Origin of the sequence: Flavobacterium potami, from assembly GCF_020026915.1 — a bacterium.
GTDB classification, from domain to species: domain Bacteria; phylum Bacteroidota; class Bacteroidia; order Flavobacteriales; family Flavobacteriaceae; genus Flavobacterium; species Flavobacterium potami.
In genome coordinates, this window is the sequence record NZ_JAINUY010000010.1 from 58,862 (window position 1) to 78,270 (window position 19,409).

Annotated in this window: 16 protein-coding genes; 10 read left to right on the top strand and 6 right to left on the bottom strand. The window is 34.9% G+C overall.

The genetic code is table 11. The annotated features are described in order from the left end of the window. The first annotated feature begins 5 nt into the window (after window positions 1-5). The 9 genes from K6T82_RS22855 to K6T82_RS22890 all read left to right on the top strand — a co-directional run bounded on the left by K6T82_RS22855 (window position 6) and on the right by K6T82_RS22890 (window position 15,188). On the top strand, window positions 6-6,917 hold the full coding sequence (locus tag K6T82_RS22855) for an MBG domain-containing protein (protein ID WP_223711120.1): 6,912 nt from the start codon (window positions 6-8) through the stop codon (window positions 6,915-6,917). 28 nt (window positions 6,918-6,945) lie between these two features. Continuing rightward, complete coding sequence (locus tag K6T82_RS22860; RefSeq protein WP_223711123.1) at window positions 6,946-8,262, top strand: OmpA family protein; 1,317 nt, start codon at window positions 6,946-6,948, stop codon at window positions 8,260-8,262. A gap of 271 nt (window positions 8,263-8,533) precedes the next feature. Continuing rightward, entirely contained in the window at window positions 8,534-9,466 is a 933-nt protein-coding gene (nadA, locus tag K6T82_RS22865) for a quinolinate synthase NadA (RefSeq protein ID WP_223711126.1), read from the top strand. Window positions 9,467-9,493: 27 nt separating this feature from the next. Then, on the top strand, window positions 9,494-11,008 hold the full coding sequence (nadB, locus tag K6T82_RS22870) for an L-aspartate oxidase (protein WP_223711128.1): 1,515 nt from the start codon (window positions 9,494-9,496) through the stop codon (window positions 11,006-11,008). A 27-nt stretch (window positions 11,009-11,035) separates the two neighbouring features. Beyond that, window positions 11,036-11,767 (top strand): iron-sulfur cluster repair di-iron protein, encoded by a 732-nt coding sequence (ric, locus tag K6T82_RS22875; protein ID WP_223711130.1) that lies wholly within the window; start codon window positions 11,036-11,038, stop codon window positions 11,765-11,767. An 11-nt stretch (window positions 11,768-11,778) separates the two neighbouring features. Continuing rightward, window positions 11,779-13,902, top strand: a complete 2,124-nt coding sequence (locus tag K6T82_RS22880; RefSeq protein ID WP_255596602.1) for a ribonucleoside triphosphate reductase — start codon at window positions 11,779-11,781, stop codon at window positions 13,900-13,902. After that, complete coding sequence (gene nrdD / locus K6T82_RS24560) at window positions 13,883-14,050, top strand: anaerobic ribonucleoside-triphosphate reductase (protein ID WP_255596603.1); 168 nt, start codon at window positions 13,883-13,885, stop codon at window positions 14,048-14,050. The genes K6T82_RS22880 and nrdD overlap by 20 nt, the downstream gene beginning before the upstream one ends. 4 nt (window positions 14,051-14,054) lie before the next feature. Then, window positions 14,055-14,717 carry an anaerobic ribonucleoside-triphosphate reductase activating protein gene (locus K6T82_RS22885; RefSeq protein WP_420828333.1) on the top strand — a complete coding sequence of 221 codons (663 nt, stop codon included), beginning with the start codon at window positions 14,055-14,057 and terminating at the stop codon, window positions 14,715-14,717. A gap of 24 nt (window positions 14,718-14,741) precedes the next feature. Continuing rightward, window positions 14,742-15,188 carry a copper resistance protein CopD gene (locus K6T82_RS22890; RefSeq protein WP_223711135.1) on the top strand — a complete coding sequence of 149 codons (447 nt, stop codon included), beginning with the start codon at window positions 14,742-14,744 and terminating at the stop codon, window positions 15,186-15,188. A gap of 1 nt (window position 15,189) precedes the next feature. Here the strand turns inward: K6T82_RS22890 and K6T82_RS22895 are convergent, their stop codons facing one another. The 6 genes from K6T82_RS22895 to K6T82_RS22920 form a co-directional block, all read right to left on the bottom strand. Then, window positions 15,190-15,561 carry a hypothetical protein gene (locus K6T82_RS22895; RefSeq protein WP_223711137.1) on the bottom strand — a complete coding sequence of 124 codons (372 nt, stop codon included), beginning with the start codon at window positions 15,559-15,561 and terminating at the stop codon, window positions 15,190-15,192. A 31-nt stretch (window positions 15,562-15,592) separates the two neighbouring features. Further along, window positions 15,593-15,961, bottom strand: coding sequence for an immunity protein Imm33 domain-containing protein (locus K6T82_RS22900; protein WP_223711139.1), 369 nt, complete (start codon window positions 15,959-15,961; stop codon window positions 15,593-15,595). A 340-nt stretch (window positions 15,962-16,301) separates the two neighbouring features. Then, on the bottom strand, window positions 16,302-17,048 hold the full coding sequence (locus K6T82_RS22905; RefSeq protein WP_223711142.1) for a hypothetical protein: 747 nt from the start codon (window positions 17,046-17,048) through the stop codon (window positions 16,302-16,304). 112 nt (window positions 17,049-17,160) lie between these two features. Then, window positions 17,161-17,751 (bottom strand): hypothetical protein, encoded by a 591-nt coding sequence (locus K6T82_RS22910; protein ID WP_223711144.1) that lies wholly within the window; start codon window positions 17,749-17,751, stop codon window positions 17,161-17,163. A gap of 38 nt (window positions 17,752-17,789) precedes the next feature. Further along, window positions 17,790-17,945 carry a hypothetical protein gene (locus tag K6T82_RS22915; protein ID WP_223711146.1) on the bottom strand — a complete coding sequence of 52 codons (156 nt, stop codon included), beginning with the start codon at window positions 17,943-17,945 and terminating at the stop codon, window positions 17,790-17,792. After that, entirely contained in the window at window positions 17,930-18,166 is a 237-nt protein-coding gene (locus K6T82_RS22920; RefSeq protein WP_223711148.1) for a hypothetical protein, read from the bottom strand. The genes K6T82_RS22915 and K6T82_RS22920 overlap by 16 nt, the downstream gene beginning before the upstream one ends. Before the next feature lie 191 nt (window positions 18,167-18,357). Here K6T82_RS22920 and K6T82_RS22925 point away from each other — a divergent pair, with 191 nt between their 5' ends. Continuing rightward, the gene (locus K6T82_RS22925; protein WP_223711151.1) at window positions 18,358-19,257 is read left to right on the top strand and encodes a carbohydrate kinase family protein; all 900 of its coding nucleotides are present in this window, start codon (window positions 18,358-18,360) and stop codon (window positions 19,255-19,257) included. The last annotated feature ends 152 nt before the right edge of the window (window positions 19,258-19,409 follow it).

The following is a 19,409-nucleotide window of genomic DNA, read 5'->3' on the forward strand; positions in this document are numbered from 1 at the left end:
ATAAAATGAAAAAAATATACACAATACTATTTGTTATATTCCTTTTTTCTAGCTCCATTTTTGCACAAACAACTGAAACATTTGAAGACGAGACTGCTAATTCGACAGTTTTCACAGACAATGGTGTGTCTTTCAATATTACAAGTCAAACTGGAGGAACATTTGCTATAGCAAATTATGCAACAAAAGGATGGAATGGAACTACTGCTGATAATAAATTTATTGACAATTCAAATTCAGCAGATATAGGTATTCCAGTAGAATTTACAATTAAAAGTAGTGGTTCTTCACTATTTAAACTAAAATCAATCTATCTTCTTTTAAGACAATCAGATTTAGGTACTGGAGCAGGATCTTGCACTATTAAAGGAAAACGAAATGGAAGTGTTGTTTTTACAGCTACTTCAGCTTCGGGATTTAATAATAGTAGTTCGACTAATAACGGCTACACTAATATTGATTTTACAACTTATGGTGGTGCAGATAATTCAAATACAATTATTGATGAATATGTTGTGACTACAACTGGAACTTTCGAATATGTTGCACTTGATGCAATGAGATGGGAAAAGGTTACTTCTCTAATCACTACAAGTAGTTCTTTCACTACATTTACTTCATGCTCAGGTGTACCCTCTGCAGAACAGTCTTTCCTTGTTTCTGGTTCAAATTTAAATGGCAATATCACAGTAACTGCACCAACAGGTTACGAAGTATCAACAACTTCAGGCAGTAATTTTACGTCAAATCTCACATTACTTCAATCTGGTGGAACGATAACTTCTATGCCCGTATATGTTCGTACAACTTCAAGTGCTTCAAATAATTCTGGCAATATAATTTTAACATCACCAGGAGCAAATGCTACTTTGGCAGTAACAAATTCGACAACTTTAAGGCCTACAATAAGCCAATCACCAACAAGCAAAACGATATGTCAAGGATCAAATACGACATTTAGTGTTACTGCGACAGGAGCGAATTCTTATCAATGGTATCAAGATGTATCTGGAGTAATAACCTCTGTTACGGATGGAGGTTCATCGCCTGCTTTTTCTGGAGCTACAACAAGAACATTAAGTGTATCGAATGTAAATTCAACCATGAGTGGTTACAAGTACTATTGTGCTGTAAGTAATAATTCATGTACTGTAAATACAAGTGCAGCCACTTTAACTGTACCTGCAAAAATTGAGACTTATATTGAAGCGCAAACCAATGTTAGTATATACGGTTTGTCTAATGGTTCAGCAAGAATTTCTGTTACTGGAGGTGTTTCTCCCTACTTTTATTCTTGGTCACCAACAGGAGGAACAGGTCGTGAGGCAACTGGTCTATCTGCTGGAACTTATTTCGTAACTATTACCGACAGCACACCAAATGGTCTGGGAGGTTGTAGTGCAACTCAAGAAGTAAAAATAACTCAACCGCCAGGCATTATTGTATCTACTAGTTCTTTAAACAATTTTACATCTTGTGAGGGAACAACACCCACACCACAAAATTTCACTGTAAATGGAGAAGGTTTAACTGCTAACTTGCTTATCTCTGCTCCATCAGGATTTGAGGTTGCTACATCTTCAGGAGGAACTTATGGAAGCAGCATTTCACTAACCCCTACAAGTGGTTATATAAGTACTAGGTCTATTTTTGTAAGGCTTTCAAACACAGCTACAGGTAGTCCTTTAGGATATATTACCTTATCATCAAATAATATACCGCCTAAAACTGTAGCAGTTACAGGAAGTGTTACTCCTATTACCACTATTGATACAAATCCAACCGACGTTTCTATTTGCAATAACTCAAATGCGACTTTTACAGCCGCTGTTTCTAATGCTACAAGTTATAAATGGCAGATAAAACAAGGAGTACAATTCAATGATATTTTAGAAGGAGGTGTATACTCAGGCACTACTACGACTACTCTTACTGTAACAGGGGCAACCTCTGCTTTAAATAACACGCAATATCGTCTAGTGGCTTCAGGAAACTGTACGCCATCAATTGCAAGTTCCGAGGCTACATTATGGATATCTAATATAGCTGCAGCTACAGTGCAAACCAATATTGCCTGTAATGGAGGTAATACTGGTAACTTAACTGTTAATCCTACGGGAGGTGTAGGAACTTATACTTATCTGTGGTCAAATGGAGCAACGACTTCTTCGATTACCAATTTAATCGCAGGTGACTACAGTGTAACTGTAAAAGATGCTGTTTGCGAAAAAGTATTCAATTTCACAATAACTGAATTTCCTCGCTTAATAGCTACTGCTGGTACCGTTAAAAATGTAAGCTGTAATGGCGGTTCAAATGGTACTGCAACAGTTAACGTAACTGGAGGTACTCCTTCTTATACATATTCTTGGGCGCCATTTGGAGGAACTGCTGCAACTGCAACAGCCCTTACAGCTGGTGACTATACTGTTACTGTAAAAGATTTTTATGGTTGCGAGACTAAACAAGATTTTACTATTACACAACCAACTGATCCTTTAATTGCTACGGCCTCTGCACAAACCAATATTTTATGTCGAGGAGCAGCTACAGGATCTGCAACAGTTAGTGTTACAGGTGGTAGTCCATCATATACTTATTCATGGTCGCCATTTGTTGGTACTGGTGCAACCGTCTCAAATCTTACTGCTGGAACCTACACCGTAACTGTTAGAGATGCTAATTTATGTCAAACGACCCAAACGTTTACCATTACAGAGCCGGCATCAGCACTAACAGCTTCTCCAGGTGCAATTACAAATGTAAAATGTAAAGGTTATTCAACAGGACAAGCAACTGTAATTGTTACAGGAGGAACTGGTGATTATACTTATTCTTGGGCTCCTTATGGTGGAACTAATGCAACGGCCACAGGTCTTACTGCCGGTACTTATACAGTAACTGTGAAAGATGCTAATTTATGCCAAACTACACAAAGCTTTACTATTATTGAACCGTCATCTGCTCTAGAAGCAAGTTTTGGTTCACAAAATAATGTTTCATGTAACCAAGGAGCAAATGGTACTGCAACTGTAAAAGTTATAGGAGGAACAGGTGCATATACTTATTCTTGGGCTCCGTATGGAGGAACTAATGCAACTGCTACAGGTTTAAGTGCAGGAACTTATACAGTAACCGTGAAAGATGCTAATTTATGCCAAACTACACAAGATTTCACTATTACTCAGCCAACAGCTTTAGTAGCAAGTTTTGGTTCACAAACCAATGTTTCTTGTAATGGAGGTACTAATGGTTCTGCAACAGTAAATGTAACCGGAGGAACCAGTGCTTATACCTATTCTTGGGCTCCTATGGGTGGAACTGCTGCTACAGCTTCAGGATTAATAGCAGGAACATATACTGTAACCGTAACTGACGCTAATAATTGTCACGCTATACAAAGTTTTACTATTACACAACCAACAATTCTAGATGCTTCGATATCAAAAACAGATGTTCTTTGTGCAAATACTGCTACAGGAACTGCTACAGTAAAAGCTACTGGAGGAAGCAATACATACACTTACGTATGGTCTCCCTCTGGAGGTACTGCAGCAACTGCTACTGGGTTAGCAACGGGAAATTATAGCTGTTTAATTACAGATGCTAATGGCTGTTCAATAACAAGAAACATTCTTGTTGGCCAACCTCCTACATTAGACGCATATCCTTCTCAAACAAATGCTACTTGTTCTGTTGGTGGCGAAGCTAGCGTTTCAGCATCTGGAGGTGTAGGAGCTTATTCTTACTTGTGGACTCCTGGAGGTGCTACTACATCAACTGTCACTAATTTAGCTGCTGGTAATTATAGCTGTCGTATTACAGATGGCAATGGTTGTACTATTACTAAAAATTTCACAATAACTACAACTAATACGTTAGTTGCTAGTACTCGTCAAACAGACTTATTATGTAATGGATCAAGTACTGGATCCGCATCTGTAGTTCCATCTGGAGCACCTGGACCATTTACTTACGTTTGGTCTCCTTCTGGAGGAAATGGAGATACAGCTACGAACCTTGCAGCAGGAAATTACTCTGTAACTATAACAGCTGGTAATGGATGTTCTATTGTAAAGAACTTTACGATCACTGAACCACCTGCAATTGTTATCACTAAAACTGGACAAACTAATGCTAGTTGCTTTAACGGAACTAACGGATCTTTGTCTGTAGCTGTAACTGGAGGAACTGGTTCTTATACTTATAAGTGGGCACCCTCTGGAGGAACTGCTGCAACAGCAACTGGTCTTGCTGCCGGAACTTATACAGTAACGGTAAAAGATGCTAACGAATGTGTCAAAACAGAAAATTATATAATCACACAACCTGCTGCACTTACACCATCAATAACCAAAACTGACGTATCTTGCAATGGTGGTTCCAACGGATCTGCAACGGTAAACGTTACGGGAGGAACTGGAGCTTATACGTATTCATGGGCACCTTTTGGAGGAACTGCTGCAACAGCATCTGGCCTTACTGCAGGAAACTATATTGTTACAATAAAAGATGCTAACTTATGTCAGACCACAGCAAACGTTCTAATAAGTCAACCTGATTTACTTAATGCAACGGCAGAAAAAACAGATGTTACTTGTCTTGGTGCTAGTGACGGAACTGCAACCATAAATGCTGTTGGCGGAACTGGTGCTTATACCTATTCATGGGCTCCTTATGGAGGAACGGCTTCCACTGCAACTGGATTAGCTCCTGGAACTTACACGGCAATCATAACAGATGAAAATGGATGCTTTATAACAAAAACTGTTACTATAAATACAACTCCTGATGTAACAGCACCAATTCCTAGTGTAGCCGTATTACCAGAGATTACAAACTATTGTGCTGTTTTAGCCTCTCAAATTACCATTCCTACAGCAATAGACAATTGCGTGGGAGCTGTAAACGGGACAACAACTGATACTTTAAATTATAATACTCCTGGTACCTATACAATTACTTGGAAATATGATGATGGCAATGGCAATACAACAATGCAGCCTCAGACTGTAAAAGTTCTTGGATCTCCTATTAATGCAGTAACTTTTAGCAATGCTGAATTTACTTATGATGGAAATCCGCATTCAATTGAGGTCGCTAACTTGCCAACAGGAGCATCGGTATCCTATTCAGGAAACAATGGAGTTGTAAATGTGGGAACTTATACCATTACAGCCACAATTACACCAGCTTCAACATCTCCACACTGTTCTCCAGTGGTTCTTACTGCAAATCTTGTGATCAACAAAGCATCACTTAGCATCATCGCAAATTCTCAAACTAAAGTATACGGTTCGTCAGATCCAGCACTTACTTATGTTGCAAATGGTTTTGTTAATACAGATGACGCTAACATCCTAGGTGGTAAATTAACAAGAGTCGACGGTGAAAATGTTGGTACGTACACCATTAATCAAGGTACACTAAGTGCAAACAATAATTATAATATCATCTATACAAGCGATAAGCTGACTATTACTCCAAAGGCAATTACTGTTATTGCAAATGCTCAAACTAAAGTGTATGGTTCAACAGATCCAGCACTTACTTATGCTGCAAATGGTTTTGAAAATGGAGATAATACAAGCATTATCACAGGGACTTTAACAAGAGTAGATGGAGAAAATATTGGTACTTACACCATTAATCAAGGTACATTAAGTGCAAACAATAATTATAATATCATCTATACAGCCGATAAGCTGACTATTACTCCAAAGGCAATTACTGTTATTGCAAATGCTCAAACTAAAGTGTATGGTTCAACAGATCCAACCCTTACTTATGTTGCAAATGGTTTTGAAAATGGAGATAATACAAGCATTATAACCGGTTCGTTAACACGAGCAGCTGGTGAAAACACTGGTAATTATACTATCAATCAAGGTACAATTAGCGCAGGTAATAATTATATTATCAACTACACCAGTGATAAATTAACAATTACAGCAAAAACACTTACTGTCATTGCTAACGCACAAACTAAAGTATACAACACTGCAGATCCAGTATTTACTTATACAGCAACAGGTTTTACAAATAGTGATACAAACGCTGTTATTACTGGTCAGCTTTCTAGAGAAGCAGGAGAAAATGTTGGAAAATATAACATTATACTAGGAACTTTAAATTCTGGCTCAAATTATACTATTGTTTTTACAGGAGCAGAATTTGAAATTACCAAAGCCAATCAGGTGATTACTTGGAATCAAGTTTTAGAATATGGTTGTGATGATTCGACAGAAATAGTGTTAACCGCATCAAGTAACAGCGGATTACCAATTTCTTATACTATAGCAAATCCTCAAATAGGAACAATAGCTGGAAATGATCTTACTATTTTGAATTCAGGCAGTACAACAATTACAGCCTCACAAAATGGAGATCAAAATTATAATGCTGCTGTTGTTGTCATTAAACCAATTGAAATTAGCCAAGCTGGACTTATAGTACAGCAATGGGCAGATGTTCTTTTATTTGATAATAAATCTAATAATTTCGTTGCTTGGCAATGGTACAAAAATGGAAATCCAGTTTCTGGTGCAACGCGTCAGTATTACAACGAAAATCAAGCTATAAATGGTTCTTATTTTGTTGTTGCAACAGACAAAAATGGAAATTCAATTAAATCTTGTCCAGTTGAAATAACAGGTACTGCTTTTTCAAAAAGTTTAAAAATTCATCCTAACCCAGTTAGACCATTAAATGAATTTACTTTAGAATGTGATTTTAGCGAATCTCAACTAAGTGGATCCGAGATTACAATTTTTGATGTTTCAGGAAAATTAGTCCAAACTATTACGAATGCAAAACCTCAAAACCAAATCATCGCTCCTTCTCAGTCGGCTATATATGTTGTAGTTCTTTCTCTGAGCAATGGTCAGAAAAAAACAATCAACTTATTGGTTAAATAAAAATGGGATTTATTTTAAAATGAAAAAAATGAAAATTAAAATCACCTTAGCAATCCTAGTATTGTTTAATGTCACCATAAAAGCGCAGGAATTTAATGTAAAAATCAATGGAGGACCTTCTGGAATTCTATATGATAGTACTATTGGAAACGGTAAACTAAAATTTGGCGGAGGAATTGGTCTTGGATACACTTATTTCTTTAGCAAAAACTGGGGAATTTCAACTGGTATTGATGTTGTTTACAATCAAAATACATTTGAGCTTAATGATGGAAATACAATTTCTACTTATGAAATTGATGACCAGACTTCTGCATTTGAGTATCGTGTAACACCGACAAAATACAAAGAAGAACAGCATTTTATATCGGCAGCTATTCCGCTTCTTTTACAGTACAGAACAGCTTTTGCTTCACAAACACAATGGTATCTGGGAATTGGAGGAAAAATTCTCTTTCCAGGAAAACAAACTGTAAAAGCTTCTGCGTCTGAATTACAATTGAGCGGTTATTATCCAGATCTAAACTTACTAATCGATGACCTACCAACTCACGGATTTGGTAGTGTATCAAACTGGCAGGATAAAACAACAGTAAATCTGGAGCCTTCCTTTTTATTAAGTGCAGAAACTGGTCTTACTTTCAAAATAAAAGAAAAGACGCAACTTTACACAGGTGTTTATATCGATTATGGTTTGTCCAATTTAGCAAAAGATATTCCAGATCTTAATATCGTTGCATATGATCCAAACGGAATTGATAATATTCAGGCAAATGGTACAACTGGAAATAAAAAAATAATACAAGAAAGTCGTTATCTATCTGCAGGAATTCAGCTAAAATTAGGTTTTTCTTTAGCAAAAGACAAACAACAGCCAGTACAACCAATAACAGAAACTGTAGCTCAAACTGAGGCGCCAGTTCAAGAAGCACCTGTATCAAAGCAAAAAGCTGTTGAAGCAGTTCCGCAGAAAACTGAACTGACTGTAACGGAGAGAAATTACATTGAAAAACAACCTCTTGCCTTCGAAGAAATTGGTAATACCAGTGTAACTCCTGAACTTTCTGTTCGATTAGATGAAATTGCAAAAATTCTAAAATCAAATAAAGACACTGATTTAAATATTACAGGATATACTTGTGATATTGGAACTGAAGCAAGAAATTTAGAAATCGGAATGCAGAGAGCACAAGCTGTTGCCGATTATCTAAAAAACAAAGGAATTGAATCGAACCGTATGCATTTATTCTCAAAAGGACAAAACGAACCTTTGGTTCCAAATACTCCAGCAGAGAATAAACCTCTTAATAGAAGAGTTACTCTTGTCTTAGTAGACGTAAAATAGATTATCCAACTTCCAAAAATTAAAGCCTGAAAGAAGAGATTCAATTCTCTTTTTTCAGGCTTTTTCTTTGAATAGATATTTCAGACTTATTCATCGCATAATATAAAAAAATAAATATTCAACAGTATGATTTGAATCATGTTTTGAAAGAAATGATGATGATACATTTACCCTATTAAAAATTATATGCTTTAAAGCATTTCAAAACATACTAAATCAATACCAAAAATTATTTCTGTAATAAAATGCAGAAAGAAATTAAAACCAAAAAATGGACAAGAACTTTTTAATACAGGAAATCATCCGATTAAAACAAGAAAAAAATGCTGTTATCCTGGCTCATTATTACCAGAATGAGGAAATTCAGGAAATAGCAGATTTTATCGGAGACAGTCTTGAATTATCTAAAAAAGCGCAACATACCAATGCCGATGTTATTGTTTTTGCGGGAGTTCATTTTATGGCAGAAACGGCTAAGATTTTAAACCCAAACAAAAAAGTATTACTTCCAGATTGGGAGGCTGGCTGTTCGTTGGCTGACGGTTGTGATCCAAAAGATTTTAAGTTGTTTAAAGAGCAATATCCCGATCATGTTGTAGTGACATATATTAATTGTTCTGCCGAAATAAAAGCCATGAGCGATTTGGTTTGTACTTCGGCGAATGCCAAAAAAATAATCGGGTCTATTCCCGAAGAACAAAAAATCATATTTGCTCCGGATGAGAATTTAGGTAATTATCTCAAAAAAGAAACCAAACGTGACCTCGTCTTATGGAAGGGCTCTTGCATTGTGCACGAAGCCTTTTCATTAGACAAATTGATTGAAATCTATAATAAGAACCCGAATGCCAAAATAGCAGCGCATCCAGAATCTGAAAGTCATATTTTGAAAGTGGCACATTACATCGGTTCTACATCGGGCATAATTAATTTTATTAAAACGGATCCTGCTTCCGTTTTCATTGTGGCTACAGAAGCCGGTATCCTGCATGAGCTTTCTAAAGCGGTACCTGATAAGACGTTGATTCCGGCTCCTTCCACAGAAGACAACAGTTGTGCCTGCAGCGAATGTGCTTTCATGAAAATGAATACGCTCGAAAAATTGTACAGATGCCTTAAATATGAAAATCCGGAAATGAAGATTACCGAAGAGCTCAGAATGGAAGCTTTAAAACCAATTGAAAGAATGCTTGAATTATCATAAATGCAATAACGCTAAAATCAAAATAACATGCTTAAAACAGATATATTGATCATCGGTTCTGGTATTTCGGGATTATTTTTTGCCATGAAAACAGCAAAAAAACGCCCAGATTTATCTATTGTTATAATGACGAAAGAAAGTGCTCAAAATACCAATACACAACTCGCTCAAGGCGGAATTGCTGTGGTGACTGACCTTATAAAAGACAGTTTTAGCAAACACATTCATGATACGCTTCGTTCAGGAGGCGGATTGTGTGATAAGGAAATTGTCAATATGGTAATTAAACAAGCCCCAGAAAGACTTCAGGAATTAATAGAAATTGGAACTTCTTTCGATAAAAATGAAAAAGGACAATGGGATTTAGGTTTAGAAGGCGGGCATTCGCAACATAGAATATTACATCATAAAGACAGCTCCGGATTAGAAATTGAGCAAAAACTGCTCAAAATCATCAGGAAAATGCCAAACATCGAACTTTTAGAAAACCATCTGGTGATTGACCTGAATACAGAAGTAAAGCGGAATAAAACAATCTGTACCGGAGCATTTTTTTATGAAAAAAAACACAATAGAATAAAATACATCAGAACCAGATCTGTGGTTTTAAGTACAGGCGGATGTGGTCAGCTTTTTGAAAATACGACGAATCCAAAAATTGCAACGGGAGACGGAATAGCAATGGCAGCACGCGCAGGAGCAGAAATTGTTGACATGCAATATATACAGTTTCATCCGACGGCTTTATTTACTGGAAAAAAGAATCCGCTGTTTTTAATTTCTGAAGCTGTTAGAGGTTTTGGCGCTCATATCGTAAACGAAGACGGAAAACGATTTTTATTCAAATATGATATTCGAGGCGAATTGGCGACTCGTGATATGGTTTCAAATGCGATCAGTAAAGAACTTCAATTGAGCGGAAAAGATCATGTTTATCTAGATTGTCGCCATTTGAATGCGGCTGAATTTTATGCTCATTTTCCTGTAATTGCCGCACACTGTAATGAATTAGGAATAAAACCAGAAAAAGATTTAATACCGGTTGTTCCAGCGGCTCATTATCAATGTGGTGGAATAAAAGTAGATGAAAATGGTGCGACTTCTATAAAAAATCTTTACGCTGTGGGTGAATGTGCAAGGACAGGTTTGCATGGAAAAAACCGTCTGGCTTCCAATTCTCTTTTAGAAGCTTTGGTTTTTGCGCATCAGGCTTCAGAAAATGTAGACCGAACTATTGCCGAATTTACTTTTTCGAACAAAATATTAATTCCGAAGTTTCCTAAAGCAGAACAAACCAATGATTATTATGCTTTTAACATTCTAAAAAATGAATTGCAAAAACTGGTAACGGCTTTTTATACGAGCGAAGAACGTGATGCCGATTTGGCTTTTGAAAAAATCAAACTGCTTAATAACAGCGCCATTGCATTAGTCAAAGATCATGAAATTACAATTCCGTTTATAGAATTTTCAAATATGATTGCGACGTCTCTAATCATTATCAAACAATGTAAAGAAGCGGCAAACAAACAAATGTGCTGAACCAAAAATTAATCTATACCTCCCATTATGAAACTATCAAATAAAAGTACCATTGGCGAAATCGTAGCAGATGATTTCAGAACAGCAGCTGTTTTTACCAAATACCACATTGATTTTTGCTGCAAAGGCTATCGAACTATTCAAGAAGTCTGCAAAAAAAGAGATATCGACGAAATTGTTTTAATAGAATACATTCGAGATGCCAAAAGAAACACAGCCAATCAATCTTTTGATTATAAAACATGGCCTGTTGATGTAATTGCAGATTATCTCACCAAAACACATCATCGTTATATTGAAGAAAAAGGCCCCGTTATCCTTCAGTATTTAACCAAATTAGCTGGTGTTCATGGACCAATACATCCTGAATTGCATGAAATTCATACAATTTTCTCTAAGTCATTTTTGGACTTAACCGCTCATATGAAACGAGAAGAAATGGTTGTTTTTCCTTTCATTATAAAAATGAAAAATGCACAAAGCAAAGGAACTGATTTAGATACGCCTCCTTTTTTAAGCATCGAAAATCCGATTGCAACTTTGAAAGAGGATCATGAAACAACAAGTGAGCGCTTTAGAAGAATTGCAGCCTTAACCAACAATTATACACCACCAACCGAATCTTGTAATACGTATAAAGTGGCTTTTGCCATGCTGGAAGAATTTGAAAAAGATTTACGAAAACATATTCATTTAGAGAATAATACCTTATTTCCGAAAGCAATCGAACTGGAAAAAACTTTTGAAAAAGTACTGTAAACACATTTATGATGGAAAAATATGTAATCAAACGCAATGGAGATTATAAGCCTTTCGAAGCTTATAAAATTCAGGATGCCATTCAAAAAGCTTTTCAAAGCGTCAATAAACCTTTAGATAAAAGAATCTACAAAATTGTACTTTCTGGTTTGGAGGTTAAATATTCTTGGCCTGTAGAAGAAATTCAGGACATGATTGAAAGAGTGCTTTTTGAAAATGGCTATTTCCAGACCATGCGTTCCTTTATTATTTACCGCCATACCAGAAAATTACAACGTGAACATGTAGACGGTTTAAACGATGATACCACCTATATTGACAGTACACAAACTGTTGAAGAATACATCAATCAGTCCGACTGGCGTATTAATGCCAACGCGAATATTTCGTATTCGAACGCCGGACTGGTCAGCAATACCGCAGGAAAAATAATTGCCAATTATTGGCTGGATAAAATATACACTAAAGAAGAAGGTTCTGCTCATAGGAATGGCGACATACACATTCATGATTTGGATTGTCTTACCGGATACTGCGCTGGTTGGAGCCTACGAGTGCTATTAAATGAAGGTTTTAATGGCGTTCGAGGACGTGTCGAGAGCAGACCTCCTTCTCATTTTAGAGAAGCTTTGGGGCAAATGGCTAATTTTCTGGGAATTTTGCAAAGCGAATGGGCTGGTGCTCAAGCCTTCAGTTCTTTTGATACTTATTTGGCGCCTTATGTTTTTAAAGATCAGCTTTCTTATGAGGAGGTTTTAAAAGCAATTAGAAGTTTTGTTTACAATCTGAATGTACCCGCTCGTTGGGGGCAATCACCTTTTACGAATATTACTTTGGATTGGAATGTTCCTGAAGATTTGAAAGGACAGATTCCGACAAGAAATGATCAACATTTATTTTTAAATGTGGGTAATGAAAATCTGATTTTGGAAGCCAAAAAGAGAGGCGCAACTAAATTAATAGATTTAAAATATGCTGATTTTCAAAAAGAAATGAACCTCATCAATAAGGCCTATTATACGATTATGACCGAAGGAGATGCCAACGGACAACCGTTTACTTTTCCGATTCCGACTGTGAATATTACAGAAGATTTTGACTGGCAAGGCGAAAATGTTGATTTGTTGTTTGAAAACACCGCTAAAATTGGTTCTTCTTATTTCCAGAATTTTATTGGAAGTCAATATATTTTGGATGAAAAAGGAAATCGAATCGAAAATCCTGAAGCTTACAAACCCAACGCAGTTCGAAGCATGTGCTGTCGCTTGCAATTGGATTTAAGAGAACTTTTAAAACGAGGAAACGGGCTTTTTGGAAGCGCCGAAATGACCGGAAGCATTGGTGTAGTTACAATTAATATGGCACGTTTGGGGTATCTTCACAGAGGAAATATTCTCAACTTGTTTGCTCATTTAGATGAATTACTTAAAATCGCTAAATCGACTTTGGAAAAGAAAAGAAAGTTCATTCAAAAAATGTACGACCGCGGACTTTATCCGTACACCAAACGTTATCTAGAACATTTTAGAAATCACTTTTCTACAATCGGTGTAAACGGAATGAACGAAATGGTGATTAATTTTTCTGAAGGAAAACAGGATATTACGTCTAGTTCAGGAATTCATTTTGCTACAGAAATTCTGGATCATATTCGTTTAAGAATGAAAGAATTTCAGGAAGAAACGGGAAATCTTTACAATCTGGAAGCCACTCCAGCCGAAGGTACAACCTACCGTTTTGCCAAAGAAGACAAAAAACGTTTTCCTGAGATTATACAAGCGGGACAAAATGAAAATATTTATTACACCAATAGTTCACAAATTCCTGTAGATCATACCGACGATCCTTTTGAAGCTTTACTGCTTCAGGACGAATTGCAATGCAAATATACTGGCGGTACAGTTCTGCATCTTTATATGAGAGAAAAAATAAGCAGCCCAGAAGCTTGTAAAAACTTCGTAAAGAAAGTTTTAACCAACTTCAAACTGCCATACATCACCGTAACCCCCATTTTTAGCATTTGCCCTATTCATGGTTATTTAAATGGAGAACATGAATATTGCCCAAAATGCGACGAGATTTTACTCAATAAAAACAATCAAAAACACTTGGCTTATGAAAACAAAAACGCATAAAATTCTATCAGAAAACAAAACCGAAAGAAGCAAATGTTTGGTTTATACACGTGTAATGGGTTATCACAGACCTGTAGAAAGTTTTAACATTGGAAAAAAAGGGGAACACCAACAACGTAAACATTTCGAAGAAACCATTATCTATTAAGGGAATATTTAGCCTCACGCCTTTTACTTTATTAGATTATCCGCATAAAACAGCCTGCATCGTGTGGTTTGCGGGCTGTAACATGCGGTGTTTATACTGCTATAATCCAGACATTGTTTTAGGAAAAGGAAAAATTGATTTTACTAATGTTTTGAATTTTCTAAAAACCCGAAAAGGATTATTAGACGGTGTAGTTTTAAGCGGTGGCGAATGTACTTTACACCAAAATATAACTGATTTTATAAAAGAAATCAAAACCATGGGATTTGCGGTTAAAATAGATACCAACGGTTCCAATCCAAAAATATTGAACAGCCTGATTCATGATCGATTAATTGATTATGTCGCGTTAGATTTCAAAAGTCTTCCTCATACCTTTAAACACCTAACGCAATCAGGCTTATTTTCTGAATTTGAAGAAAGCCTTTCTCTTTTAATTGAATCGAATATTCCGTTTGAAGTCCGCACGACTTTTCATTCCTCTTTAATTTCGGAAGATGATTTTGTGAAGATGATTCAATATTTGCAAACCAAAAATTTTGAGGGTAATTATTATGTGCAGCATTTTATGAATAATGTGCCAACGCTTTCAGAATTAGATCATTCCAACAAGGAAATACAGCATAAAAACTTCTCTACTCCAAAAATAAAGGTTATTTTTAGGTAGTAATAAATTCAAAATAAACACATTATGATTTTACATCATTTTGTTTTGATAATCCATCTTTTGGCTGCTACTATTTGGGTCGGCGGTCATTTGCTGCTTGCAATTTGCTATCTGCCAACCGCTCTAAAGAAAAAAGATCCTCATATTATTTTAAACTTTGAAAAGAAATTCGAAGCACTCGGAATGTCTTCATTGGCTTTATTAATTATTACAGGAATCTGGATGGCGTACGATTTTGGTGTTACAATGGAAACTTGGTTTGCTTTTAAAAGCGGATTCGAAAAAGTAGTTTCCATAAAACTGATTCTGCTTTTCTGCACTTTTATCTGTGCTATTTGTGCTCAATTTTATGTGATTCCGAATTTGAACGAAACCAATATTAAAAGAATCGCTGTGATTATTATTTCGGTTACTTCAATTGGCGTTGCCATGTTGGTTTTAGGATCAACATTACGGTATGGCGGGATTTAGATTATTTGCTTTTCTGTAAATATTCTTCAGCAATCTTTTTAGTTTTTTCGTCTAAAAATTTCTTATCAATCGTTAAAATATCATAGACATCAAAAGATGCTACTTTATAATTATACTTATTTGACATGATCATCGCATAATAAAGAAAGCCTGTAAATTTTTGTTCGCCTATATAATGAATCGCTTTTAATTCATTATAAGCTAAAGTATCACCTTTACTCAAAACAAGATCATTTAAACTATCCATCAATTTTTTATTCTCGAGTTTTCTTCGAAAATAACTAGCTGAATTATCATCTGTTATAATTGGATCATTATTCTTTTTATTACAAGAAATTAACACGAAAATTAAAATGACAAGGCTCCATTTCATCGATTGATTTATTTAAAGTGTTTGGCTTTTTCTATTTATATTCAAGTAACGACAAATCTTCCCACACATCTACATAATTGCCATTTTCTGCAATTAAAAATCTACTTCCTGGCGCTAATCCTAAATAAGGTAAAAGTACTGGACAATATTCCTCTAAGTGAGAAGCATGCAAAGGCTTAAAGAAATCATCATCTTCAGAATAGTCTCCAGCCCAAATATACCAACCATTTGTGCCATTTTCGACACGAAGTCTTAGGGCGTGAATTGGCATTTCGTAGTTTTTCTCAATTATATTTAATGAAATTCCAACTTTTAGATGTAATTCGCAAGGTTCGAACTTAAGTCCGTATTTATGACAAATTTGTTTTTGAATTTCTGTTATTTCAGTGTTTTCGATCATAAATCCGTTACGTTTTCTCTGACTTCTGTTTAATACTATTTCACAAAGCTATTTATTCTTAAAAAAATGATATTTAAAATATCCCACAAAACAAACATACGAAATAATGCTATTCCTATAATTTTCAGGAAATTTTTAATCTAATCTAATTCAAACATAGCCCACGGTTTCAACCGTGGGTTCGCAATGGGAATCTCTTCTGTTTGTGTACCCACGGTTGAAACCGTGGGCTATGATCATTAAAAAACCTAATAAATAAATAAATAAATAAATAAAGAAGCTGCCAATTTTTGGCAGCTTCTTTTAGCTTAAAAACTTAGTATCTTAGAATCTCAGAAACTTAACTACCAAAAGTTTTTCTGTATTTTTCCATTACCGTTTTAAACAAATCTTTATTCGAAGGCGGAGAAAGTACAATCGCTCTAGAGCCAGAATCAATTGATTCTTGAATGCTTTCTAAATTTTTGCCACCAGTTGCCATTATAGGAAAATCTGGAAATTTATCTTTAATTTCTTTTACTATTTTACTAGTGTGAGAGCCTCCTGAAACATGAAAAACAGTTACTCCAGCATCAATTTTCCCTTTTAAAAATTTATAATCTGATGAAGTAACAGTTGCTATAATGGGTAATGCAATTTTTTCTCTTATTTTTTTGATGTCTTTATTTTCAAACGGAACATTTACAATGATTCCATGTGCGCCCATTTGCTCGGCATAAATTGCCATTTCAATTGATTTCTTTCCCTTTGTTTGCCCGCCTCCAACGCCGCAGACGATCGGTTTTCCTGCAAAATCAATAAGCGTTTTGATAATTTTCGGCGATGGTGGAAAAGGATAAACCGCCAAAATTGCATCGGCATCGTTGTTTTCTATTAGTGCCATATCTGTAGAAAAAAGAAATGATTTTAAACTTTCGTTTTTCAACAGCAAGCCTTGACAATTTTTACCAATTATTTCTGGTGTTGTCAGTGCTTTATTAACAGGTTTATCTCTTCGAAATAATCTTTCCCAAAAAGAAATTTTCTTTTTGCTCCCCCAAAATGATTCTGACATTAAATTGATTTCCATGGTCGTAAATTTTTGCATTATGACCAAATTTAGAACATTGAAATTTATTTTTTTTATAAAATAAAAGCGAAAAATTATATTTTGTAATGAGTGGAGAAAAATTTGTAGTGAAATTAAAAAAGTTCCGTTTTTATGATTTACTAACTTCAATTAGTAAATTACCTTCCCAATCTGTTTTGTTTGGAACAAACTTTTCGTGCCATCTTTTTACAAAACAATCGATATTTTTCATATCTGTCTCAATTAACTTTTTTAGTTTCTTGACTTTATTAAAATATCCATCTTTGGTATAAAACTTTCCAAGTTTGTGTTCTGGTAAAAATAGCATATAAAATAATGGAGGACCTTTATAATCATCGACCCTCAATCTCATCCTGGTTGAAATCTTGTTTGGAGTGCCAAATTCCAATCCTTCAGAATCTTTTAAAATTGCCAATGAATCTAAAGAAGGAGAAAGTTCATAAATATTCAAATAAATTTGAATCCATTTTTCGCTTCCAAAAATATAGACCGAAATTTGTTCTAAATTATTTTTTGGAGATAATCTACAAAAATCATAAATATAGCCGCGGCTACTTTTGTCATATTGACCATGCCACGAAGTTTTAAATGGTGAAAATTCAAAACCATTCTCTAATAAAGAAGGAATTCCAACTTCTTTAAAAATTTCATTTCTAACTTTTAGAATTTCTTTATCAGCAACTTTATAAAGCAATCTCATTTCGGTTTCAATTTTTATTTTTTTTCTAAAGTAAAATTTTATTCGGAAACAGGAACAGTATCTGTCCGGTTAAAAATAAATTTTTCAGAAGTAACTTCAATTACATTAAAAGAAAACAATCCGTAAAAATAAATCTCTTTTTCGAATTTAATTTTAGCATCTGTACTAATCAGTTGAACTACGTTTCTTCCCAAAGAAAATTAAATCCTTTAGAAAATGGAGAAGGAATATTGACATTTAGCGTATCAATATTTTGGTTGTTTACAATTAGTACAAAATCATTTTTATAATGATTCAATTCTCCTCCATAAATACCTAAATACGAGTTGGCTTTATAATTGAAATATAAGTTTGCAGTGTAAATAAAACCACTAATAAATAAACATCCTATTGCAATTTTAACCCACTTTATCATCTTATAACTTATAATTTTATAAAAAAAAGATTACTGTTTAAACAAATATAAATCAAAATTTTATACTTTTTAAAGTGAATAGATTGTTATGAATCTTACAATTGGGTTGCAGAAACCACTAATGTTTTTTATTTTTATGGATTGAGTTTAAATTTACAAGCCCCAAATTATAAATTATAAAACAAAACTACATGAGTAACAACAAACAACTAAAAGCTGTCGCTTTCGGAGAAGTATTGTGGGATATTTTTGATCATGAAAAAAGAATTGGCGGAGCTCCGCTAAATGTTGCACTTCGTATGAAAGCCCTTGGTGTAGAATCGGATATGATTAGCTGTGTTGGTGAAGATGAAGATGGAGAAGCTATTATAAATGAAGTAAAAAAATTAGGTTTAGAAACGGAAACCATTCTAAAATCTGATCATTTTCCAACCGGATTGGTAAATGTTACTTTAGACGAAAATAAATCTGCCACTTACGAAATTCTATATCCTTCGGCCTGGGATAAAATTGTACTTACCGAAGAAGCCAGAGAACTAGTTGTCAACGCTGATGTTTTAATATATGGCAGTTTGGTCTGTCGCGATGAAGTTTCAAGACATGCACTCGAAGAATTACTCAACACACACGCTTACAAAGTGTTTGATGTCAATTTAAGAAAGCCGCATTACGATTACGAACTTTTATTAGAATTGATGCAGTTTGCCAATTTCATCAAATTTAATGATGAAGAACTGGCCGAAATAAGTGCTGCTTTAGATTCTCCTTATACTTCTTTAGAAGAAAATATAAATTTTATTTGTTCGCTTACCAATGCAACTGCAATTTGTATTACAAGAGGTAAAGATGGCGCTGTATTACTTTGGGATAAACATCTTTATGCAAATAAAGGTTACAGCGTAAAAGTAGAAGATACAGTCGGTGCTGGAGATTCGTTTTTAGGTGCTTTGATTACTTCGCTTTTAACAGAGGTTGAACCTCAAAAAGCGCTGGATTTTGCCTGTGCAACTGGTGCTTTGGTCGCAGGATCGGCAGGTGCAAATCCCGAAATTTCAAAAATTGATATTGAAAATCTTATTCATAAAAATTAAAGACAAATAGAGAAAGCCTGATTTAAAATCAGGCTTTTTTTATAGTTAAAACATCTCTTTTTAATCCCAAACATGGGAAATATGTAAATTTAAAATGTAATTATTTCTTCCTAATCAATGCAAGCGCTGTAAATTGCATTTCCAAAATATTT